Origin of the sequence: Klugiella xanthotipulae (assembly GCF_006716695.1) — a bacterium.
Lineage (GTDB): Bacteria > Actinomycetota > Actinomycetes > Actinomycetales > Microbacteriaceae > Klugiella > Klugiella xanthotipulae.
On the sequence record NZ_VFPN01000003.1, the window covers coordinates 129,670 to 144,037 of the forward strand.

Annotated in this window: 15 protein-coding genes and 1 tRNA gene; 6 read left to right on the plus strand and 10 right to left on the minus strand. The window is 60.1% G+C overall.

The genetic code is table 11. The annotated features are described in order from the left end of the window. The first annotated feature begins 260 nt into the window (after nucleotides 1-260). The gene (locus FB466_RS10025) at nucleotides 261-668 is read left to right on the plus strand and encodes a VOC family protein (RefSeq protein ID WP_141918242.1); all 408 of its coding nucleotides are present in this window, start codon (nucleotides 261-263) and stop codon (nucleotides 666-668) included. A 114-nt stretch (nucleotides 669-782) separates the two neighbouring features. On the opposite strand, the gene FB466_RS13510 is transcribed toward FB466_RS10025, so the two are convergent. Further along, nucleotides 783-950 (minus strand): hypothetical protein, encoded by a 168-nt coding sequence (locus FB466_RS13510; RefSeq protein ID WP_170206104.1) that lies wholly within the window; start codon nucleotides 948-950, stop codon nucleotides 783-785. A gap of 208 nt (nucleotides 951-1,158) precedes the next feature. Between FB466_RS13510 and FB466_RS10030 the strand changes: the two genes are divergently transcribed. Beyond that, nucleotides 1,159-1,911: an SDR family NAD(P)-dependent oxidoreductase gene (locus FB466_RS10030; RefSeq protein WP_141918243.1), complete on the plus strand. Its 753-nt coding sequence runs from the start codon at nucleotides 1,159-1,161 to the stop codon at nucleotides 1,909-1,911. A gap of 57 nt (nucleotides 1,912-1,968) precedes the next feature. Here FB466_RS10030 and ybaK read toward each other — a convergent pair whose 3' ends face one another. Beyond that, the gene (gene ybaK, locus FB466_RS10035; RefSeq protein WP_141918245.1) at nucleotides 1,969-2,466 is read right to left on the minus strand and encodes a Cys-tRNA(Pro) deacylase; all 498 of its coding nucleotides are present in this window, start codon (nucleotides 2,464-2,466) and stop codon (nucleotides 1,969-1,971) included. Nucleotides 2,467-2,556: 90 nt separating this feature from the next. Here ybaK and FB466_RS10040 point away from each other — a divergent pair, with 90 nt between their 5' ends. After that, complete coding sequence (locus FB466_RS10040) at nucleotides 2,557-3,600, plus strand: LLM class flavin-dependent oxidoreductase (protein WP_246054624.1); 1,044 nt, start codon at nucleotides 2,557-2,559, stop codon at nucleotides 3,598-3,600. Between the two features lie 29 nt (nucleotides 3,601-3,629). On the opposite strand, the gene def is transcribed toward FB466_RS10040, so the two are convergent. After that, nucleotides 3,630-4,196: a peptide deformylase gene (gene def / locus FB466_RS10045; protein WP_141918249.1), complete on the minus strand. Its 567-nt coding sequence runs from the start codon at nucleotides 4,194-4,196 to the stop codon at nucleotides 3,630-3,632. Nucleotides 4,197-4,238: 42 nt separating this feature from the next. Between def and FB466_RS10050 the strand changes: the two genes are divergently transcribed. Together FB466_RS10050 and FB466_RS10055 are read left to right on the plus strand one after the other, a co-directional pair. Continuing rightward, the gene (locus FB466_RS10050) at nucleotides 4,239-5,159 is read left to right on the plus strand and encodes a DMT family transporter (protein WP_246054625.1); all 921 of its coding nucleotides are present in this window, start codon (nucleotides 4,239-4,241) and stop codon (nucleotides 5,157-5,159) included. A 74-nt stretch (nucleotides 5,160-5,233) separates the two neighbouring features. After that, nucleotides 5,234-5,310, plus strand: a tRNA-Ile gene (locus FB466_RS10055). A gap of 63 nt (nucleotides 5,311-5,373) precedes the next feature. Here FB466_RS10055 and FB466_RS10060 read toward each other — a convergent pair. Further along, entirely contained in the window at nucleotides 5,374-5,931 is a 558-nt protein-coding gene (locus tag FB466_RS10060; RefSeq protein WP_141918251.1) for a PadR family transcriptional regulator, read from the minus strand. A 181-nt stretch (nucleotides 5,932-6,112) separates the two neighbouring features. On the opposite strand from FB466_RS10060, the gene FB466_RS10065 reads away from it, so the two are divergent. Continuing rightward, nucleotides 6,113-6,616, plus strand: coding sequence for a DUF3145 domain-containing protein (locus tag FB466_RS10065; protein WP_141918253.1), 504 nt, complete (start codon nucleotides 6,113-6,115; stop codon nucleotides 6,614-6,616). Between the two features lie 98 nt (nucleotides 6,617-6,714). On the opposite strand, the gene FB466_RS10070 is transcribed toward FB466_RS10065, so the two are convergent. The 6 genes from FB466_RS10070 to aceE form a co-directional block, all read right to left on the minus strand. Beyond that, nucleotides 6,715-7,944, minus strand: a complete 1,230-nt coding sequence (locus tag FB466_RS10070) for a beta-ketoacyl-[acyl-carrier-protein] synthase family protein (protein WP_141918254.1) — start codon at nucleotides 7,942-7,944, stop codon at nucleotides 6,715-6,717. An 81-nt stretch (nucleotides 7,945-8,025) separates the two neighbouring features. Beyond that, a complete protein-coding gene (locus FB466_RS10075; protein WP_141918256.1) occupies nucleotides 8,026-8,274 on the minus strand; it encodes an acyl carrier protein in 249 nt (82 codons plus the stop codon). Between the two features lie 58 nt (nucleotides 8,275-8,332). Further along, nucleotides 8,333-9,331 carry a beta-ketoacyl-ACP synthase III gene (locus FB466_RS10080; RefSeq protein WP_141918258.1) on the minus strand — a complete coding sequence of 333 codons (999 nt, stop codon included), beginning with the start codon at nucleotides 9,329-9,331 and terminating at the stop codon, nucleotides 8,333-8,335. A 47-nt stretch (nucleotides 9,332-9,378) separates the two neighbouring features. Next, nucleotides 9,379-10,305 (minus strand): ACP S-malonyltransferase, encoded by a 927-nt coding sequence (locus tag FB466_RS10085; protein ID WP_141918260.1) that lies wholly within the window; start codon nucleotides 10,303-10,305, stop codon nucleotides 9,379-9,381. 76 nt (nucleotides 10,306-10,381) lie between these two features. Further along, nucleotides 10,382-11,584 (minus strand): PucR family transcriptional regulator, encoded by a 1,203-nt coding sequence (locus FB466_RS10090; protein WP_141918261.1) that lies wholly within the window; start codon nucleotides 11,582-11,584, stop codon nucleotides 10,382-10,384. Between the two features lie 14 nt (nucleotides 11,585-11,598). After that, complete coding sequence (gene aceE / locus FB466_RS10095; RefSeq protein ID WP_141918263.1) at nucleotides 11,599-14,325, minus strand: pyruvate dehydrogenase (acetyl-transferring), homodimeric type; 2,727 nt, start codon at nucleotides 14,323-14,325, stop codon at nucleotides 11,599-11,601. Between the last annotated feature and the right edge of the window lie 43 nt (nucleotides 14,326-14,368).

Genomic DNA, 14,368 nt, shown 5'->3' on the forward strand with positions numbered 1-14,368 from the left:
ACAGGCGAGCAGCTGTTTCGGGGACGACCGGGTTTCGAACATCATCCAGCTCGGCACTGAACGTTCGACATTCCAACGTGTAACCACGCGGTTGCTGTTGGGTCTCGACTCTTTTTTGATGCCTGGCTATCGTGTGATCTTTCGCCGCGTGGCGTCTGGTCGCCTATCTGAACGGACGGCGTATCCTGGGGTGAAATGCTTTCTAGCGGTGCCACTTGCACGGAAAGCGATGATATTCAGGAGAGAAGTGGAGAACGCGCGTGTCGCATCTGGTTATTCATTTTGAAATTCATGCATCCGAGCCGGAGAAGGTGATCGCATTCTATTCTGAGCTTCTCGGTTGGAACTTCACCCGATTTGGCGAGATGACGTATTGGACTATCGAGACGGGGGAGGGCTCCGTTACGACGGAGGCTACCGGCTACGGCATCAATGGTGGTCTGACTCAGCGCCGCGGTCCCCGCCCCGCGTCGGGCGACCCCGTCAACGGTGCCGTGCTTGTTGTTGCGGTCGGGGATGTGGATGGGATCTTTGCCCGCGGAATTGAACTCGGCGGCGCGGAAGCGATGGCCCCGAACACTACGCCGGGTGTTGGCCGACTCGCCTACCTGCGAGATCCTGATGGGAACGTGTTTGGCCTGATTTCTCCTGAGATGCCGGTTGTCTGAGCGCCCATATCGCAGATTTTCGACTCGGGCTCAGGCTGATTTCTGGTCTGCGGCCACTCGGCGGTGGGTCGTGAGCATTCTCAGTCTGTTGAAGGAGTGCCAGGTCAATCGGGTTTACCGCTGACCCGGTAGCTGCAGGGTCCGTCCAGCGATGTCGGTGAGTTGCGGCTGGCCGGAGACGAATCGGGCGGTGCCGGTGATTGTCGGGAGCCGCTCATCCACCCGGATGTCGCGGTCATCTGCGTTGATCTCGGCTGCGATTTCCGCTGAAATTCCGAGCAAGGTGAGGGTCGCTGCACACCACTAACTTGGAAGAGGCGACCTACCGGTATCACCGGAATCTGTCAGGAAAAGGGAGCAGTATGGGGAAGGCAACGGCGCACGGAGAAACGACCGAGGGGTGGAACCCTAACTTGATGTTTGTGGCCGTCGCGCACGCTACTCGCCCATATTGGGCGCGAGCATAATTCACCCTAGAAGAGGTTTCATCATGACGCTCGAATTTGAGAACAAGGTTGCTCTGGTTACGGGAGGTGGCTCGGGTATTGGCGCGGCGGTCTCGCGCACCCTGGCCGGTGGCGGTGCCGCTGTGGTTGTAGCCGACATCAACGAAGCTTCGGCTCAGGCTATTGTTGCCGAGATTACCGCTGCGGGGGGTCGAGCTACTGCTTTTGTCGGTGACACCTCTGACCCCGACTCGGTGAAGGCTTCCGTTGACCACGCTGTCAGTACATACGGTGCGTTGCACTTGGCCGTGAACAACGCTGGAATCGGCGGTCCGCTGGGTCTTGCAGCGGACATTGACATCGCCGGGTGGCAGAAGGTTATCGACATTAACCTCAGCGCGGTTTTCTACGGTGTGCACTACCAGATTCCTGCGATGCTGGCTGCTGGCGGCGGGTCAATCGTTAATGTCTCCTCGATCCTCGGTCTCGTTGCAGAGCCCACAGCGGTCCCGTACACCGCGGCTAAGCACGGTGTGGCTGGGCTGACAAAGGCGGCGGCCACGGGATACGCGAGCCAGGGCATCCGGGTCAACTCAATCCATCCCGGCTACATCGAGACCCCACTGCTCGGCAGCATGCCACCCGAGGCGCACGATGCGCTTATTGCTAAGCACCCGATTGGCCGCCTGGGCACGGCGGAAGAGGTCGCTGAGGTCATCGCTTTCCTGCTTTCCGACAGGGCCTCGTTTGTTACGGGTTCGCAGTACACCGTTGATGGTGGGTACACGAGCATCTAGGCCAACCATCCCTCGGGGTGGGGTGTGAGGCTTTATGCCTCGTACTTCACCCCATTTTCAGTCTGTCCGTCGGATTGGCGCGAGAATTCCGCCCGTTGCCCGGAGGAGATCGGTCACCGCTATCTCGATGTCGAGGCCGCGGCGACCGCCGGAGACCAAGACGTTAACGTGCTCTGCGGCTGTGGAGTCGAGGAATGTGGGGGAAGACGTTTTTTGGCCGATGGGGCTGATACCGCCCACAATGTAACCCGTCTTACGCTCAGCCAGAAGAGGGTTAGCCATGACTGCTTTTTTACCGCCGACCGCGCGGGCGAGAGCTTTGAGGTCGAGTTTTCCGTTGACGGGTACAATCCCCACGACCAGTTGGCCATCAACCTCCGCCAGCAGCGTCTTGAATACCTGTGCGGGGGGCATGCTTAGCGCTTCGGCCGCTTCCCGACCGTAATCGTCCACGGCGGGATCGTGGGTGTACTCGTGTGGCGTGTATGGGAGCCCCAACCTGTCAAGTGTTGTCGTGGCGGGGGTACGGCTTCCGGCGGATTTTTTCGCGGCCATGGATGTCCTTCCTGAGCTATCCCGCGTGTATAAGGCTTTGTGTGAGCGCTCATCCGGAATACGAACTCAACTTCATACGTTTGCATGAATATGGAACTTGGTTTTTACACATTTGGCGACATTCATCCCGATCCGCACACGGGGGAGATTGTAACTCCGGGAAAGGCCATCCAGAATGTCTTGGAACGTACCCGCCTGGCCGAAGAAGTTGGTCTTGACTATGTGGGAATCGGTGAGCACCATCGAGAAGACTACTCGATTTCTTCTCCCTCAACGGTGATCGCCGCGGCCCTGGCCCAGACGCACCGAATCCATGTGGGAAGCGCCGTGACAGTGCTCTCGACCGAGGATCCCGTACGCGTATACCAGCAGTTCGCCACGATGGACCAGTTCTCGGATGGTCGGGTGGAACTACTCGCGGGGCGTGGGTCTTTCATCGAGTCGTACCCGATTTTTGGGGCCAACCTGGCCGACTACGATGCCCTCTATGGCGAGAAGATTGACCTCTTTGCTGCGGTTGGATGCGGGGGAACCTGTCACCTGGGAAGGCCAGTTTCGCCCCCCCCGCTTGATGGTGTGCTCGTGCGTCCGCGCCCCGTTGATCTCCCCGGGCGGGGGCCGCACCTCAATCTGTCCATCGCTACGGGAGGAAATCCCCGCTCTTCACTGCGGGCCGGGATGCTGGGCCTCCCCGTCAACTATGCAATTATCGGTGGCGAACTCGCCCAGTTCGCACCACTCGCCAGGTTGTACAGAGAAGCGTATGCTCGGGCTGGGCGCCCTGAGTCCACCCGATCAGTGACGGTGTCGGCGATGGGGTTTGTGGCTACAGAGGGTGCCCGCGACATGTGCTATCCGTACTGGCATGAGTCCATGCGCCGTATCGCAGAGGAACGCGGATTCCCCGCCCCGAACCGGATTACCTACGAGGCGACTTCGGGCCCGCGCGGTGCCTATTTTGTGGGTTCACCAGAGGAGGTCGCGGCCAAGGTTATCCACGCCCATGAGGTGCTCGGAAATGATCGAGTTATTTTGCAGATGGATCTCAGCGGTGTGCCTCAGCAGGAGTCGCTCCGTGCCATTGAATTGCTGGGAACCCGAGTAAAGCCACTCGTGGATGCCGAGCTTGGCTAGTACTGCCCGCGGCGGACAGGAATTATGTCCTACCCCTCAAGATTGTCAACGCCGGGTGTCCAGGTTTGGCCGGGGCTGCCCCAGGAATTGCGTTTGAGTGCCTTGTGTGCGGCCTTCCCGTGTGGGTGTACCAAGCGGTCAACGTAGAGGAGGCCGTTGAGGTGGTCGTATTCATGCTGGAAGATACGCGCGTACCACCCACTAGCTTCGATTGTGAAGGGCGTGTTACTGAGATCAACGGCCTCAAGTCGCACGCGGTCGGAGCGGCGAAGCGGGAAGCGTTCTCCCGGGAAGGAGAGACATCCCTCTATCTCGGTCTCCTCGTCAAGCTCTTCGATGGAAGGGGGAGTGACCCACAGGGTGGGATTGATTGCGACGCCACGTGCGGGACCCTCGTCTTGTTCGTCGTAGGACCAGACGAATAGGCGCTGACCAATGCCCACCTGTGGCGCGGCTAAGCCGACGCCAGGTGCCAGATCCATCGTCTCGTACATGCTCTCGACGAGGGCACGTAGATCATCGTTGAAATCGGTGACGGGCGCGGCGACCTCGTGTAGTACGGGCTCGCCAGAGATGCAGATGGGAAGAACAGCCATAATAACAAGCCTACCGACCCGAAAGCACGGTAACGTTGCAGCGTGCTAGTTTTTGAGGTTTCGGAGACCGCGGAGGATATCCTGCGAGACCCCAGCCAGTTCTTGGGGATCCCTATTGCGCTGTTGGGTGCCGTATTTCTCTCATTTGGTGCGCAATACCAGTCGCGCGGTGTTAATAAAGTTGAGCGTATCTCGGGTCAGAAGGCCAGCGCGGGGCTGAGCGGTAACCAACTGGTCAGTCTCCTGAAGCGCCCCTCGTGGGTCGTGGGCACTCTCTTGCTTGGGTTTGCCGTTGTTCTCCAACTGGCAAGCCTCTCCTTCTCGCCACTGATTGTGGTGCAGCCGTTGGGCGTGGTGGCCCTCGTAATCACCTCTATTTTGAATGCCCGGATGTCTGGGCTGGATCTCAATCACAAAACTAAGATTGCGATCGGCATGTGCGTTGCTGGCGTGTTTGTTTTTGTGACAATCGCAGCATTCACCGCAACGGACCAGCCGGTTACCGAGGAGCATCTCGTCACAATTCTCGTGATCCTTGGAGTGGTATTGGTGCTTTTTACCGCGGCTTTTATTTTTATGCGACACCGGACAAAAGCAATTTTCTACATCGTGGGTGCCGGCATCATCTACGGGTTCGTGGCTACCCTTGCCAAAGTGGTCATCGGCCGACTTCAGCAGGGCGAATTTGATGTACTCACCCTCATCTGCCTGATCGCGCTTCTTGCGGCGACAGGTGGTGGGATGTACTTTGTTCAGAACGCTTACTCCTCCGGCCCCCCGGATTTGGTGATTGCGGGACTTACCGTGATTGACCCCATGGTGGCTGTCGTTATTGGTGTCGTCGTTCTGGGGGAGGCCGCCTCTGCGCCGCTCTGGGCAATGTTTGTCTTCATTGGTGCCGGTGCTGTGGCCGTGACCGGGGTCTTTATGCTGGCCAAGCACCACCCGCAGGTGCAGGCTTAGCTCGTTCATCTGGATGCCACGGTGGGGCGGTTTCGTCGGGAGGGGCCTTTACCGGTATCGTTGGTCTGGTGCTCGGGGCGTTAGCTCAGCTGGTTAGAGCAGCGGACTCATAATCCGTCGGTCGCGGGTTCAAGCCCCGCACGCCCCACCAAAAGATTCCCGATGCGGAGGGTCCCCTTTTCCTCGATGTGTTGCATCGGAGGGAGCGAAACCGCTATAAGGCGAGAGCGCGTGTGCTGGGACGACCTCGCTGGGGTCTTCGAGTATCCAGGGGCATGCCGTGGTCGCTCGTATCCCCTACACGTCTGAGCCAACTCAGCGCGGCAATGCTGAGCGTCTCGCCCGCGTGCGAGCGGAGGTCATGGGTTATCTCGGCCCGATAGCTTTCCTGGGCTATCTCGTTGATCCGCACCCATTGATCCCGCAGGCTGACCAGCAACGGGGTGCTGTCTACTCCGGGAAGTGAACGCACGAGGAGAACTTGGAAAACCATGCTCTCCCAGGGTGAAGCTGTCGCCAGGGTCCCCGTTGTGATCCAGGATGCTGCGCTAGCAGCCCCCGTGTCGGTGAGCGTGTAGAGCGGCAGTCGGTCATCCGTCTCTGCTGTTTGTTTGACAAGCCCGGATGACTGTAACCGTTCCAATGTGCTGTAGACCTGCCCGACGTTGAGTGCCGGTTCCCGCAGCGTCCGAGCTTGGAGCTCATTGCGTAGTTGCAACCCGTAGGCGGGGCCCAGCGTCAATAGAGCGAGGATTCCGTTCTTGATGGACATGGTGCGGTCTTCCTCCTGTTGGGGCCTCTCAGTAGATCATAATTGGGGCCGACAGGCATAGTTATATGCTTGTGATATGGGGTTTTCCCGGGCATAATCGGGGTATAACTCAATTTGCGTGCCTATCTTTTTGCGAAAACTCGACGTTGGGGAAGACGTAACGAGTCGATCGGAGAAAAGAATGGCGTCGCACAACACACGCGGGGTGCTTTATGTGCACTCCTGTCCGCGCGCGCTCAGCCCACACCTCGAATGGGCAATGGGCCGCGCTATTGGTCGTACCGTAGATTTTGCCTGGACGGAGCAGCCCGCGCTTCGCGGCACTCAGCGTGCCGAGTACCCCTGGGAGGGGCCCGTTGGCACTGCCGCAATCGTTGCTTCCGCCCTGCGTGGCTGGGAACACCTGCGCTTTGAAATCACCGAACATGCTACGGAGGGCGTTGACGGCGGACGCTGGCTGCATACGCCGGCGCTTGGCATCTTCCACATGCAGGTGGACACCTCTGGCAACGCAGTGATCCCCGAGGACCGGGTGCGCTATGCCATCGAGATTTCTGGCTCCTCGGTGTTGGAGCTTCAGCGAGAGTTGCGTCTGGCGTTGGGGCAGGCCTGGGATGACGAGCTTGAGCCGTTCCGCTACGCAGGAGACGGCAACACCGTGGTGTGGTTGCACAAAACCGGATAGTCGCCCGACGACGAATTTGACCTGACTCGTTACATGCGGAAGGGCCCGGACGTTGTCCGGGCCCTTCCGCATGCGTGGCATCATCACGCCGACACGTATTAGATCGTGCGGAAGCCAGCCACCGCATTATGACCGCCAAAGCCGAACGAGTTGCTGAGGGCGAGGGCATCACCGCGTCCGAGTGGGCGGGGGGAAGTCACCACGTCGAGCGGGATCTCTGGATCCTGCTCGACGAGGTTAATCGTGGGCGGTAAGGTGCGTTCATGCAGAGCCAAGACGGTGAAAGCTGCCTCAACCGCCCCGGCCCCACCCAGCAGGTGTCCCGTGGATGCCTTGGTCGCCGATACCGCGATGTTGTCAAGGTGATCTCCGAAAACACGGCGCAGGGCGTTGTACTCGGCGATGTCTCCCACAGGGGTTGAAGTGGCATGAGCATTGATGTGTACCACGTCCGTAATCGAGCCACCGCTGAGTGCGATGGCCTCACGCATGGCACGAGCTGCCGCACTACCTTCGGGATCGGGTGCCGTGATGTGGTATGCGTCGCTTGTCACCGAGCCGCCGATCACCTCAGCGTAAATTCGTGCTCCGCGGGCTTTGGCATGCTCCTCGGATTCGAGGACAAGAGCTGCCCCGCCTTCGCCGAGCACAAAGCCGTCCCGGCTGAGGTCGTAGGGGCGCGAGGCGTGCGCTGGGTCATCGTTGCGCTTGGAGAGCGCCTGCATGGCTGCAAATGAGGCGATTGGCAGAGGGTGGATGGCGGCTTCAGATCCGCCAGCAATAACAACATCCGCGAGACCAGACCTAATGTGTTCGTAGGCGTTTGCGATGGACTCGGTGCTTGACGCGCAGGCCGACACAACGGTGCGGCTGCCTGCGCGGGCGTGCAGATCCATGCCGATTGCGGCGGCGGGGCCGTTGGGCATGAGCATCGGGACGGTCATCGGGAGGACGCGGCGTGGGCCGCGCTCACGCAACGTATCCCACGCATCCAGGAGGGTCCAGACCCCGCCGATACCCGTTGCCCAATCGACCCCGAGACGCTCGGGTTCGACCTCGGGAGAACCCGCATCCGCCCAGGCCTCCCGGGCTGCGATCAGGGCAAATTGGCTGGAGGGGTCAAGACGTTTGGTCTGGACACGGGGGAGCACGTCGTGGGCAGGAACCTTGGCCTGAGCGGCAAAAGTGATGGGGAGGTCGTTCTGAGCGACCCACTCCTGAAGAAGGGTGCTCGCACCGGATTCGCCGGCGAGCAGGGCGGTCCAGGATTCCCGTATGGTTCCACCGAGTGGAGTGGTCGCGCCCAAGCCGGTTACAACAATTTTCATGGGTCTAAACAACTTCCTGAGAGAGATGAAAAGTATTCAGCGGGTTGGGAGTCCGTGGAATCCCAACCCGCTGGAGGGGCCTTACGCTTGCGCTTTGACGATAAACGTGACGGCGTCGCCGACAGTTTTGAGGTTCTTGACCTCGTCGTCAGGGATCTTCACGTCGAACTTCTCCTCCGCGTTGACGACAATGGTCATCATCGAGATTGAGTCGATGTCGAGGTCGTCGGTGAACGACTTCTCCATCGCCACGGCGTCAGCCGAGATTCCCGTCTCGTCGTTCACGAGTTCGGCCAGGCCGGCGAGTACTTCTTCTGTGGACAGTGCCATTGTTTTCTCCTTGAGTGTCGTTGTGACCGAATGTAAGTTTAGTAAGGAAGAGCGGGGTTTACGGAAGTTCAACTACCTGCGCGCCGTAAACAAGTCCGGCACCGAAGCCAATCTGGAGTGCGAGACCCCCCGAGAGTTCCGGTTGCTCTTCCAGCAACCTGTGCATGGCGAGGGGAATGGAGGCCGCCGAGGTGTTCCCCGTCGTCTCAATATCCCGGGCAATCGCGACGCTGTTTGGTAGCTTGAGCTGCTTGGCGAACTCGTCCACAATGCGCATATTGGCTTGGTGGGGGATAAAGGCGGCGAGGTCCTCGGCTGTGACGCCGGCATCCTTCATCGCTTTCTGAGCAACTTTGGCCATTTCCCACACGGCCCAGCGGAAGACCGTCTGGCCGTCCTGGCGCATGGTGGGCCACTCGGACTTACCGTCGCGGAAGTCGGTGAGGGGAGCATTCATGCCCACGGCATCCCATTTGCTGCCATCTGAGCCCCACACCGTCTGTGAAATGCCCGCGTGGTCACTGGGGCCGACAACAACGGCCCCTGCTCCGTCACCCAGAAGGAACGAGATCGTGCGGTCGGTGGGGTCGATAAAGTCAGAGAGTTTCTCTGCTCCAATAACCAGAACGTGGGTGGCAAGGCCGCTGCGGATGAACGAGTCCGCCTGCGCAACGCCGTAGGCGTACCCGGCACAGGCGGCCGATATGTCGTAGGCCGCGGCGGGTGTTGCGCCGACGCGGTCAGCTACGAGACTGGCCATCGAGGGCGTCTGCACGGCGTTGCTGATCGTAGAGATGAGGACGGCGTCAATATCGGCACCGGTTAGGCCCGCCCGTTGAATAGCTTCACGGGCGGCTTCGGTCGCCAGATCAGCGGCGCGCACGTCTGCCGTGGCGCGCTTGCGTTCGATAATACCGGTGCGCTGACGAATCCACTCGTCGGAGGAGTTAATCGGGCCAATAATGTCATCATTGGTCACCGAGATCGAGCCACGGGCGGCTCCCACCGAGAGGATGCGGGTGAACTCGGTCCCAACGCTCTGATTAAGCTGAACCATGGATGTTTCTCCTTTTAGGATGTGAACTGGTCGTCGTCGTTCGTGAGTTAAGCATCGGGTAATTCGGACGAGAGAAGCTCCACAGCAGCCGCGAGATCCTCCGGCGTTTTAACGGCAACGGTGGGTATGCCGCGTAGACCGCGCTTAGCGATTCCGGTCAGGGCACCGGCGGGGGCGAGTTCGATCAACCCGGTGATACCAGCCGCCTGAAAAGCCGCCATACAGAGGTCCCACCGCACGGGGGAGGAAACCTGCCCCACGAGTAGGTCGCGGTAGACAATCCCGCTCGTGATGGTTGTGCCGTCGCGGTTTGTCCACAGCGTGTGGGTTGGATCGGTGGCGGCGACCGAAGCGGCGGCGGCGCGCAGCGTCTCAACCGCGGGCAGCATGTAGCGGGTGTGGAATGCACCGGCGACCTGAAGGGCGATCACTCGGGATCCGCGGGGGGCATTCTCTGCCAGCAGGGCCAGACTAGCGGATGATCCGGCTGCCACGATCTGACCGGCTCCATTCATGTTGGCCGGTTCAAGATCAGCCTGGGCAATCGCCTCAAGAACATCAGATTCGGAGCCACCGACAACGGCGACCATGCCGGTGGGTTCGGATGCGGCCGCATCCGCCATCGCCTCACCGCGCACACGGACGAGGGAGAGGGCATCGGCCGGTGTGAGCACGCCCGCTGCAGAGGCCGCGGCGAACTCGCCGACGGAGTGGCCTGCCAACGACACTGAACGGGTGTCAGCTGAGGCGCTGAGCGCTTGCCAGGCGAGGAGGCTTGCCGCAACGATGAGGGGCTGTGCTACTGCGGTGTCGCGGATGGTGTCTGCGTTGCTCGTAGTACCGTGGGCGACTAGGTCCATTCCAGCGAACTCGGAGAGTTGCTCCAAGTGTGTGCGGTACTCGGGTACCTCCAGCCAGGGGGTGAGAAATCCGGGGGTCTGTGAGCCCTGTCCAGGGCAGGCAACAATTATCACTCGAATAGTCTGTCAGAAGTCATATCCCAATGCTGGATATAACTCACTAAGAAAACGTAGATCCTTTGTAGAATGATTATAGTTTTGAGGACTCGGCGTTGCGGCCACGCTGATTGCCTGCCGCGATTGAGCCCACGATTAGGGCGCTCTGTAGTATGAGGGCCTCGCGGGCACCCGTCGCGTCCCAGCCGATAACCTCGGATACCCGTTTGAGACGGTAACGCACGGTATTCGGGTGCACGAAGAGCTCGCGGGCGGTCGCTTCGAGTGAGCGTCCGTTGTCGAGGTAGCACCACAGGGTAGTGAGCAGTTCTGGTGAATGGGTCTGGAGCGGCTCGTAGATGCGCTCAATGAGGGTGCGCCTTGCCATACCATCGCCTGCGAGGGCGCGCTCAGGAAGGAGATCGTCTGCCAAAACCGGCCGTGGTGCGTTGCGCCAAGCGCGAGCCACCGCAACGCCTGCTAGGGCGGCTCTGGCGCTCTTGGAGGCGTCCACCAGGCTGTCAACGGGATGTCCCAGGACCAGATGGCCCTCGCCAAACCCAAACTCAAGATTACTGGCAATATCCATGAAACTGAGCGGTGACTCAGGAGGGCCGCCGCCGGTTTGGACCGGCTCCGCGCGTCCGATCACGAGCACGAGGCGATTTCCCTGCAAGCCGATAAGAACATCCGCGCCGAGGTGCCGGGCGGTGCGGCGAATCTGGTCAACATCAACAGATGACGTGCTGGTGCCGACGAGGACACATGCCTCGCCATGACCGTGCCAGCCGAGGGCTGCGATCCGGCTCTGTAGCTCGTCATCGGAGTCCCCCGTGAGAATGGAGTCAACCACGAGTGCTTCGAGACGGGCGTCCCAGAGCCCACGTGCCTCGGCCGCACGGGCGTATACATCGGCTGCTGCAAAAGCGATTTCACGCGAGTAGAGCAGGATGGCCTCTCGCAGAGAAGCATTATCGCTCTTGACCCTGTTCTCGACGACCTCGACAACCACACGAATCAACTGAAGTGTTTGTTGCAGGCTAATGGAGCGCAGAAGCTCCCGCGGGGCAACACCAAACACGTCTGAGGCAATCCAGGGTGTGGCCTTGGGGTCGTCATACCACGCAATGAAGGAGGTGATGCCGGCCTGGGCCACCAAGCCGACGGCAGACCGTCGGCTTGGTGGCATCTCCCTGTACCAGGGGAGCGTATCTTCCAGTTGTTTGAGCGTGGTAGTGGCTAGCTCACCGGAGATGGTTCGCAGCCAGGCCAGCGCCTGCTCTTTGGTTCGGGACACGGTCAGTGAGAGGGCTAGCTCTCGCCACCAGTGTTCCCGGTGGTGCCAGCGTTAACATCGTGGAGACGGTAACGCTCGATGGCCTCACGGGGAGCACTGGCCGGGACATCACCACTGAGCGCGAGGCGCTGCAGCGTGCGGACAACAACGGAGTGCACGTCAATCTTGAAGTGACGGCGTGCGGCTGCGCGGGTATCCGAGAATCCAAAATCGTCGGCACCGAGCGTGGCGTAGTCACCCGGTACAAATTGACGGATCTGGTCGGGAACGGAATGACTGAAGTCAGTGACAGCGATCACCGGCCCCCGAGATTCGGCGAGTCTCTGCGTAACGTAGGGAACGCGGGAGTCGTCGTCCGGGTAGAGGAAGTTATGCTCATCGGCGGCTAAGCCATCGCGGCGTAGCTCTGACCAGCTCGTAACGCTCCACACATCGGCGGAAACGCCCCACTCATCGGCCAAGAGTTCCTGGGCTTCAATGATCCAGGGCACAGCAACTCCTGACGCGAACAGTTGTGCTTTGGGCCCGTTGATTGAGCCGTCCTTCAGCTTGTAGATACCGCGAACGATGCCATCAACATCCACGTTTTCTGGTTCGGCTGGCTGTATAAAGGGCTCGTTATACACCGTGAGGTAGTAGGACACGTTGGGGTTCGGGTGCGTGCCGCCGTACATCCGGTCGAGTCCCGAACGGACAATCTGTCCGATCTCATAGCCGTAGGCGGGATCGTAGGAGATCACCGACGGGTTGGTGGCCGAGAGGACTAATGAGTGCCCGTCGGCATGCTGCAGACCCTCGCCCGTCAGCGTGGTGCGCCCTGCGGTGGCTCCGATGAGGAAGCCCCGAGCCATCTGGTCCCCGGCAGCCCAGAGGGCGTCGCCCGTGCGTTGGAAGCCAAACATCGAGTAGAAGATGTAGACGGGGATGAGCGGCTCGCCCTGTGTGGAATAGGAAGTGCCCACTGCGGTATACGCTGCTGCCGCGCCGGCCTCGTTAATGCCTACATGCAGCAGGACGCCCTGGGGGCTTTCCTTGTACGCCAGCAAAAGCTCCCGGTCAACGGAGGTGTAGTGTTGCCCGTTCGGGTTGTAAATCTTTGAGGTGGGGAAGTAAGCGTCCATTCCGAAGGTGCGCGCTTCGTCTGGGATCACGGGCACAATGCGGTGGCCAAACTCCTTGTCGCGCATCAGATCTTTGAGGAGACGGACAAAGGCCATCGTCGTGGCGGCTTCCTGCTTGCCAGAGCCCTTCTTTGCAACCGCATAAGCTGACTCGGGCGGGACCGTCACCGGCACATGTCTGACACGGCGTTCTGGGAGGTATCCGCCAAGCTCGCGGCGACGCTCGTGGATGTACTCGATAGCGGGGTCATTGTCGCCGGGGTGAAAATATGGCGGTAGATACGGGTTTTCTTCGAGCGTGGCATCCGAGATCGGGATGTGCATCGTGTCGCGGAACAATTTCAGATCGTTCAGCGTCATCTTTTTCATCTGGTGTGTGGCGTTACGGCCCTCGAAGTGGGGACCGAGGCCATAGCCCTTGATGGTGTGGGCTAGTATCACGGTGGGCTGGCCGGTGTGCTCCTGAGCCGCCTTGAACGCTGCATACACCTTGCGGTAGTCGTGTCCACCGCGGCGCAGACCCCAGACCTGGTCATCTGTGTAGTTCTCCACCAGCTTGAGCGCGCGCTCGTCACGGCCAAAAAAGTTTTCACGCACGAAGGCTCCGCTCTCGGCCTTATACGTCTGGAAATCGCCATCGGGTGTGACATTCATGAGGTTCAATAACGCGCCGTCAGTGTCACGTTCGAGGAGATCATCCCACTCGCGGCCCCAAACCACCTTGATAACATTCCACCCAGCGCCGCGGAAGAAGCTTTCAAGTTCTTGGATGATTTTTCCGTTTCCGCGAACGGGTCCATCGAGGCGCTGTAGATTGCAGTTGATGACAAAGTTGAGGTTGTCGAGGCGGTCATTGGCTGCCACCTGCAACTGGCCGCGGCTCTCGACCTCATCCAACTCACCGTCCCCGAGAAAAGCCCAGACCTGCTGATCGGAGGCATCCTTGATACCCCGATTGGTGAGGTATCGGTTGAGCTGGGCCTGGTAAATGGCGTTGATGGGGCCGAGACCCATGGAGACCGTGGGAAATTGCCAGAAGTCAGGCATCAGCCGAGGGTGCGGGTATGACGGGATGCCACCGCCCGCGTGTGACTTCTCCTGGCGAAATCCATCAAGGCGGTCTGCGCTTAGGCGACCCTCGAGGAACGCGCGCGAGTAGATGCCGGGGGAGGCGTGTCCCTGGATGAAGATCTGGTCTCCACCGCCCGGGTGATCCTGGCCACGGAAAAAGTGGTTAAACCCAACTTCGTAAAGTGCCGCCGAGGAAGCGTAGGTGGAGATGTGGCCACCAACGCCGATCCCCGGGCGCTGGGCGCGGTGAACGAGCATCGCGGCGTTCCAACGAATCCACGAGCGGTATTTGCGCTCGATTTCCTCATCGCCGGGGAAAGCTGGCTCATTGGAGGAAGCGATGGTGTTGATGTAATCGGTAGTGGGTACCTGAGGTACGTTAAGGTGCAACTCCCGCGAGCGCTGGAGCAGACTCAACATGATCTCGCGAGCTCTCCCTGGGCCGTTGGCCTGCACGAGCGCATCGAGAGACTGAGTCCACTCTGCGGTCTCCTGCGGGTCTGCGTCGCTATTGTGTACCGAATATGGGTCTTGGTTGTGTACAGCCACCCTGAGCTCTTTCTGTTCGCTACGGTCTTCGGCATGGAGGTTT

Excerpts from the sequence above, each read along its gene's own strand:
- FB466_RS10070 (WP_141918254.1), bottom strand. The coding sequence starts at position 7,944 with ATGAAAATTGTTGTAACCGGCTTGGGCGCGACCACTCCACTCGGTGGA.
- FB466_RS10080 (WP_141918258.1), bottom strand. The coding sequence starts at position 9,331 with ATGGTTCAGCTTAATCAGAGCGTTGGGACCGAGTTCACCCGCATCCTC.
- FB466_RS10030 (WP_141918243.1), top strand. The coding sequence starts at position 1,159 with ATGACGCTCGAATTTGAGAACAAGGTTGCTCTGGTTACGGGAGGTGGC.
- FB466_RS10065 (WP_141918253.1), top strand. The coding sequence starts at position 6,113 with ATGGCGTCGCACAACACACGCGGGGTGCTTTATGTGCACTCCTGTCCG.
- FB466_RS10075 (WP_141918256.1), bottom strand. The coding sequence starts at position 8,274 with ATGGCACTGTCCACAGAAGAAGTACTCGCCGGCCTGGCCGAACTCGTG.
- def (WP_141918249.1), bottom strand. The coding sequence starts at position 4,196 with ATGGCTGTTCTTCCCATCTGCATCTCTGGCGAGCCCGTACTACACGAG.
- ybaK (WP_141918245.1), bottom strand. The coding sequence starts at position 2,466 with ATGGCCGCGAAAAAATCCGCCGGAAGCCGTACCCCCGCCACGACAACA.
- FB466_RS10040 (WP_246054624.1), top strand. The coding sequence starts at position 2,557 with ATGGAACTTGGTTTTTACACATTTGGCGACATTCATCCCGATCCGCAC.
- FB466_RS10060 (WP_141918251.1), bottom strand. The coding sequence starts at position 5,931 with ATGTCCATCAAGAACGGAATCCTCGCTCTATTGACGCTGGGCCCCGCC.